Genomic DNA, 6,065 nt, shown 5'->3' on the forward strand with positions numbered 1-6,065 from the left:
TTCTTGACATATAAAACTCCTGAAATTTTAATGATCAAACAAAATTATGCCTTTGCAATTCCAACACTTTGATACGCGATTAAATCAGTGGATTCATACTGATGGAGATAATAAGAATCCTGACTCAATTTTAACGGAAAATTTAGATAATACTCTACTAGAATTCTACTTTCCAGGTCAACAATTTTCTTTTGGTCATATAGATGAATATTCTAAGGCAGAGGATTTAAGAAATCATCCAGATGGTCACACGCTTTTATTATCTTCAAAAACCCGCTTATTGTACGGTGCGCCAGAATGTTTAGAAGTAATTAAGAAATTATGCCCTGATAGAAAAGATAGAGGAGCTTATGGTTCAATTTTTCTGGGAGAATGTAAAAATTCAATTCATGAAGAATTAAATATTTTGATTGTAGATGATTCTACGGAAGCTCAAGGCGAAAATGGAGGAATTCTTGACAAGCAATTTGCTTTTAAACTGGTAGGTGACTGTTATGGTCAGATTTCTCCACAGTTATATGACAAACTAACTAAAAGGGAAGAGCAAACTGATAAAAGCTATCGCGTGATTCAGCACCGTTTTAGTTGGAAAGAAGGAGATGGAGAAGATAAAAAATATCGATTTGGGAAAGGAACTTTAAGACCATTTAATTTCGCTCAAATAAAATATGCTGACACCAATAACGAACCAAAAATAGATTTAATTATTCCGCTATCCAGTTTCAAGGGTACAGATAAGGATCGCCCTGATGGCCCCATTAAGCCACAAATCCAGCCAGGACTTTACAGGCAGAAAATCTGGTTAGGAGAGAAATCCCAATCGCAAAAGGGAAAAACGGCCATATCGCAACTGTTAGCATCATTTCCCCAAGGCATTAAAGACTTTGCGGAGGAACTAGAAGCCGAAGCCCAAAAATTAGCCGAAGCCCAAAGTGACCCTAGAAAAGTTGCACAACTTTACTGTCAGAAGTATGAACAGCGCAAAGCTTTTACTGAAGAACAGAAATCATCTTTAAAAGTAGAGATTTCCGAGCAAGTTGCTGATGGTTCACTTGCTAAAGAATTAGAATTACTCACTCTTAATCAATCTGAAGAACAATTTGAAACAAGTGATGACTTAGATGAGAAATCAGAAAAAGATGATTTATTAATGTATAAACTGATTAAGGCTGACTTAATTGGAGGGCATAATCAGCTTTTAGAAACAGAGAAGGTGAGGAAAGAACTTAGTAAATTTGTCCAAGGCGAGTGGCGAGATATCGCTTTGGGGCGGACGCTAACTTTTGACAGAGGGATGATCATTCCATCCAAGAATTTGAAGAATGGGGAAATTTGTGTACCTTGGTTGGATGAAGGAGAAAAGGTTCTAAATTTCCGCTCTCCGTTTCTTAATTCTAACGGTTTGTGCGTATCTACCAATAAAATTATTGATGATAGTGTGGCTCCAGACGGGACACGTTTAGAAGGAATTATAATAGTTAATGATGAAGACCTGGAACGTATCAAAGCGAGACTTCAACAGGACGAAATAGCACCCCTAGAAACAGAATCTCAACGCCAAGGACGCGATTTTGATGGTGATTGTATAGGGGTAGCACTTGCAAGTAAATATCCCAACTTTACAGCCGAAGCTGAGTATAGAACACTGCCAGCCAACGCTTATCTTCCTACTATCAAGGAAAAGAAACAATCATTTTATATTAACGGAGAGCAACCACCATTTGAGGAAATCGCTATACACATGAGCGATAGTATCAGTGTGGGCGTGATTAATAATCAAGTGACCGCATTAGAGGCATTAGAATCGGAAATCAAAATTTTAGAAACCTACGGAAATCCTGAACAAAAATCACAATATTTAGACCGAGTATTAGCACATTATCAAAAACTATTAGCAGCCGAAAATTATGAACATCCCAAGCCAATTAGGGAAGAATATAAACCATATATACAAGAGTTTGTAGCTCTGTATCAAAATCCTCAGAGAACGCCGGAAATCAGTGAACAAGCTATGAATACTAATCGCTTCTTATATAGGAGAATGATTGAAGAGGCTTGTTACCAAAACCAAATTGCGGTGGATTTATTTAAAAGTTCTAAAAAGCCAGTAATGGGCTTAATTAGAGAAAATAATCGCTATTTATATCGCCAAGTTGATTATATTAAAGATAAAAAATCCCCGACAGCTTATTTAAACTCTGGAATAAAAACTGAGGGCTATTCCCCAGTAGAATTATTAATTAACCAAACAAATAAATATTTCCAAGAATCAAAACTTGAATCCCGTCCCATTGTTCAATTTGGTGATTTATTTAAAGGGGTCGAGTTCACCCCACAGCAGAGATTTAGTGCGATCGCTGCCAAGTATGAGTTCGACCGCTTGTACAACGCTGCCGTAGCAATGGAGCGACGGCGGGAGAGTGAACGTGGCCCTAGTGCAATTATTCAAACGCAGCAGGGGTCAAAACTGGAGATTACGAACCTAACTTATTACGATCATCCCCTCATCTGGAAAGCTCAAACCATTAACTTAAAGTTAGAAGCGGATAAGCGTTCCGCAAAACTAGTAGCACTCGCCCAAATAAATAATGAAATTGAGAACTCAGGCCAGCCGCAATATCGGAAGTTAGGTACACTTAGCCCTCAGTCGGTACAAGAATATGGACTCAAGCCAGGAATGTCAACTAGTAATTGTTCTGTGGTTGAATTTCGACCATCCCTGAGCAAAGGGCAAACCAAACTAATGTTTTCGCAAGCTTATAAATTTGCTGAAGAATTTCACTCAAGCATACCAGAGCCGGAGCGACTAGGAGCGGCAGCAGCGGCGTGGAGTGTGGGCGCAGCGAGGCAGGATGAACTGGAGGATAGACAGTCTCAAAATAAAGACCCTATTTACAAAAAAAATCCCAACTTTGTGTTCGCGGCGTTTGGTGATGAGATTGTCTCCCGGTTAGGGGAAATGCAATTTACCGAGCTAAGAGTTGGGACATTGAGTAATGAGGCGAACAGTTTCAAGGGCAAAACCTGGAATCAGGATGAGAAATACTCAATTGAAATTAGGGCATCGCACCACCCACCTGAACATGAACGCCACGGCTTAAGATTAGTGTTTGTCCAGGATGGTGATGGGGGATATAAGGAGTTCGCGCCACTGGAACCAAGAACAGGACAATTACCCATCGGTACAAAGGCCATCGCTAATCTATTACCAGGGGAAACTTACACAGCGAATGCCATAATTTCTCTGACAGGGACAGAGCCAATAGATTTTACGATTAGAGAAATCAAGAAATTTACTTACGCTGACAAGGTTTTTCACTCTCAAAAAGTGATGTTAGAAATTGGGAAAGTAGCAGTACCAAATGAAACAGTAAAAGTTAAGTTAAATGGTCAAGTGTTGGGGGAATTAGACGCAGATTCGATTAAGCAACTTCAATCAGTAAATTACATCAAAGATGGCAATCCACTTAACCTAAAACTGACAACTATATCAGACAAGTATAATGCTTTTGTGATTGCCGAATCTCCAAATGGTAATCTACTAAAGATTGATAAAACTAATTCTTACGATTATCAAAGTCAGAAATTTAATGACACTGAATACAGAAGGCTGACTCTAGATGTACCACAATCTCAAATAAGAGATGCTGTGTTTTTGGATGGGGAACCGTTGGGAGTGTTGCATTTCAAAAAAGATAAAGAAGCACTCAAACAATTGGGAGTTCTCAATTTTGGAAGGCTAACTCCAGTGCCAGCTACGTTGCAAAGTAATGTCTCAACAACAATGATGGTGAAGATTGACCCAACTACTATTGAGTATCCTGGAATTTGGGTGAAAGAAGGTCAGGCGTTTGGTCAACAGACAGTCAATACAGAGCAAGAGGTAGTAATCGAAAAAACTGCACCAATTCTCTACAAGATAAAGGAACGTCCAACTATCCTTTTTGCAACACCAGAAGATAAGTTATTAGGATTAACTCAGTTGGCTGTGGATAATCATAAAGTTGAGACTGTGACCAAGTGGTTGAACGAAAAAAACATAGCGATTACCCAAGTGCCACCAGAGGAAGTAGCACTGGAAACCAAGAAGGGCCTGGCTGTTTTCAACATGGGTAACTCGTCCATCCCCGAACCAGTATTTGGTTTGATGACCAAAAAATTTGGAGAAGTGATAGAGTCCCAAGAACAGTACAAAGAGAAATTGCGATCGCTGCCAGATAGACCAAAGCACCTCAAACCGCCAAAACCAGTCGTTAGTACAGGCACAACTAAAGTTCAGCCTGTTGGGAACAATCATCCCACTAATCAACAAACTCTTTCTGGGCCTCAACCCCAGTCTGTCAGTAATGCTGTTGCACCCTGCCAAACTCAACCGATAACTATAGAAGACTTACGTGCATGGTGGCGTACATCTGATAATTTGGGAAAACCAGAAGCCTACAAAGAACGAATCGCCCAAATCGCTAAAGAGTTTAAGACGACAGGGCAGTTTTCACCCCAAGCAAAGGAGGCAATGCAAAAAGATACAGTTAACCGAATAGCTCAGATTGCTCATAAAATCGTGTCAGCTTTGGGTCAACCTGGAGATGATAGTACGACTCGTGTTCAAGGTAAAATCTACGATTTAGTATTTAATCCTCAATCAAAAGACTTGGCGATCGCGCACAAAAACGGTGATGTGATTCTCTTCGTCCAATCTGGGAAAGTGCAAATCAACAGATTAACACCAGAAATTTTGCAGGATTTTGAAAATGCTAATTCTAAACTTGATGAGGTTTTGGAAAGTAAAAAACAGGCATCGGGATTGCAAAGATAATTTATTAATAAAAAAATCAAGCCAACGTAGTAATTGTAATAAATTTATGAACCGTAAAATATTAACAGCAGTTTTACTATTAACAATTAGTAGTTTAGTAGCTCCAGCAAAGGCTCTTAATCCTACTAATAATGAGTCACAGAAATTAACTCAAGTTCAAAATGCTTGTATCAACAACCAAGCAGAAACTTTACCTAATCCTTTTAGTGATGTACCAACGAGTCATTGGGCGTTTAAAGCTGTGATGACTATGCACTACTGCGGAGCATTTTGTCAAGCAACACCACCTATTTTATTTGAGAAACTTCGACGTAATCAAAGCCAACAACCAACAAATTCACAGGATTATTTTCCAGCTACAAACAAGCAAAGAAACAGCATATTTATTAAGTAAGAGAGTAAATTTGCTCCTTATGCCAGCAGTAAATCCAAATGCAAGAAATGAAGTAGCATTATTAACAAAATATTTGTGACTTTGCTTGCAGTTTATTTACGGAATAGTTGTTACTGTCATAGTACTTCGGTCTATCAAGGCAGATAAATAATCCTTGTGTAGTATTTTTATTAGCACTCACTTTTCACTAGAGAAACTTGGGTGCTTTTACTGATTATGCAATCGGCTAGAACACCGATTCATCCCAATTTGCAGCGGACGCTACTGCTGCGAAGCTCGCAATTAAAAACGTAAGATGTAGCAAAGCTTACATGGTTTGCATCTGTTTCATTATTGTAGTGCAATACTATTACTAGCAAGACTTTCTGCTTGCCCATCAGTTTTTAGCTTAGAGTATTTTGTTGGTGATATTCGGAAATATGCTCGTATATCCTGGTGGAGATTGTAACTCTTTATCAACATTGCAGGCATTATTTAGTTGCAACTCCTTGATAGAGATGAGCCACCAAATCTGGCAAATTATCTGGTGTGAACTGATGTAGTTCTACACGGTCAAAATGACATTTTTTTCTTGGGTAGTTCTTCTAAACCATACAGCCTGCGAATGGCAGCACGAATACCTAAATCATCTACAGGTAAAACATCCAATCGATGTAGACGAAACATCAATAACATTTGAATCGTCCAAAGTCCAATACCTTTGATTGGGGTTAAAATCTCAATAATCTGGGAGCATCCACTTTTGGAAGATATACAAGTTCTGGGAGAAGATAACAACAGATAAAACAGTGTGTATGACTCGCCATGAACCAAGATAAACAAGAACGAATCAAAGCCTGCTTACAAGAATTGTCA

3 protein-coding genes are annotated in these 6,065 nt (G+C 38.8%); 2 read left to right on the top strand and 1 reads right to left on the bottom strand.

The annotated features are described in order from the left end of the window. Window positions 1-46 precede the first annotated feature (46 nt). Together IQ244_RS29225 and IQ244_RS29230 are read left to right on the top strand one after the other, a co-directional pair. Window positions 47-4,816 (top strand): hypothetical protein, encoded by a 4,770-nt coding sequence (locus IQ244_RS29225; RefSeq protein WP_193900189.1) that lies wholly within the window; start codon window positions 47-49, stop codon window positions 4,814-4,816. Window positions 4,817-4,862: 46 nt separating this feature from the next. After that, window positions 4,863-5,210, top strand: coding sequence for an S-layer protein (locus tag IQ244_RS29230; RefSeq protein WP_193900190.1), 348 nt, complete (start codon window positions 4,863-4,865; stop codon window positions 5,208-5,210). A gap of 552 nt (window positions 5,211-5,762) precedes the next feature. Here IQ244_RS29230 and IQ244_RS33105 read toward each other — a convergent pair. Then, complete coding sequence (locus IQ244_RS33105; RefSeq protein ID WP_265578961.1) at window positions 5,763-5,885, bottom strand: hypothetical protein; 123 nt, start codon at window positions 5,883-5,885, stop codon at window positions 5,763-5,765. Between the last annotated feature and the right edge of the window lie 180 nt (window positions 5,886-6,065).

Source organism: Nostoc sp. LEGE 06077, from assembly GCF_015207705.1.
Lineage (GTDB): Bacteria > Cyanobacteriota > Cyanobacteriia > Cyanobacteriales > Nostocaceae > Nostoc_B.